Origin of the sequence: Micromonospora inaquosa (assembly GCF_003857055.1) — a bacterium.
GTDB classification, from domain to species: domain Bacteria; phylum Actinomycetota; class Actinomycetes; order Mycobacteriales; family Micromonosporaceae; genus Micromonospora; species Micromonospora inaquosa.
Map to the genome: position 1 here is coordinate 1 of NZ_QGSZ01000376.1, position 1,219 is coordinate 1,219.

Consider the following 1,219-nt stretch of genomic DNA (forward strand, 5'->3'; position numbering starts at 1 on the left):
CACTTCTGGGGCTCCCAGACGTTCCCGGCGATCTGGGTCTTCTCCGCCTCGAAGGAGTTCCGCGGCATCCGGGTCTCCGACGTGGACATCGTCGATCCGACGTACACCGGGATCATGTTCCAGACCAAGTACAACGGGTCGCAGCCGGAGAACCCGATCACCGACACGGTCTTCACCAACGTCTCGATCAGTGGGGTCCGGAAGAGCGGTGACGCTTACGACGCGAAGTCCGGCTTCGCGATCTGGGCCAACGAGATGCCGGAACCCGGTCAGGGCCCGGCGGTCGGCTCGGTCACCTTCAACAACCTGCGGTTGACCAACAACTACCAGGACATCCGCAACACCACGACAACCTTCACCATCAACCGCAACTGAGCTGGCCCGGAGCCGACGCCGCCGGGGGGTGCACACCTCCCGGCGGCGTCGTGCCGTGTCGGCCCTCGCCCGCGGCGAACCGGGCCGCGCCGGCCGCCGCGTCCGTGGCCAGCGAATTCATCCCGTACGCCAACTCGGTCGCCAGCGCCTCCGGCTCTTCTCGCCCCGCACCGGCCAGCAGCGCCGCCCGGTCGTTGCGCAGGCAGGTCTGCGGATGCCGGGCGATCGCCGCCGCCAACTCCTCGGCCGCGGCCCGCGCCTGGCCGGGTGGCACCAACCGATTGACCAACCCCATCGTGTACGCCTCCTCGGCCGGCACCGGGCGGCCGGTGAGGATCAGGTCCATCGCGCGGCTCTCGCCGATCAGGCGGGGCAGCCGCACGGTGCCGCCGTCGATCAACGGCACTCCCCAGCGGCGGCAGAACACCCCGAGGGTCGCGTCGGACTCGGCGACCCGCAGGTCACACCAGAGCGCCAGTTCGAGCCCGCCCGCCACCGCGTACCCGGAGATCGCCGCGATCACCGGTTTGCTGAGCGTCATCCGGGTCGGACCCATCGGGCCGTCTCCCTCCGGCTCGACCCGGTTGCCGCTCGGCGTGCCGATGGCCTTGAGGTCGGCGCCGGCGCAGAACGTGCCGCCGGCTCCCCAGAGCACGGCCACCGCCGAGTCCGGGTCGGCCTCGAAGGCCCGAAAGGCGTCCGCCAGCGCCCGCGCTGTCGGCCCGTCGACGGCGTTCCGAAGGTCCGCCCGGTCCAGCACCACGGTGCTGACCGCCCCGACCCGCTCCACCCGCACACCCATCAAGCCAGCATGCCCCGCCCCGCCGTACCCCCGGCCAAACCC

Annotated in this window: 1 protein-coding gene and 1 pseudogene; one reads left to right on the plus strand and one right to left on the minus strand. The window is 71.5% G+C overall.

The annotated features are described in order from the left end of the window. Positions 1-375 (plus strand): annotated as a pseudogene (locus tag DLJ59_RS34060) (glycosyl hydrolase); the annotation flags it as partial. Here the strand turns inward: DLJ59_RS34060 and DLJ59_RS34065 are convergent. Beyond that, complete coding sequence (locus DLJ59_RS34065; protein WP_124778224.1) at positions 362-1,177, minus strand: crotonase/enoyl-CoA hydratase family protein; 816 nt, start codon at positions 1,175-1,177, stop codon at positions 362-364. The pseudogene DLJ59_RS34060 and the gene DLJ59_RS34065 overlap by 14 nt on opposite strands. Between the last annotated feature and the right edge of the window lie 42 nt (positions 1,178-1,219).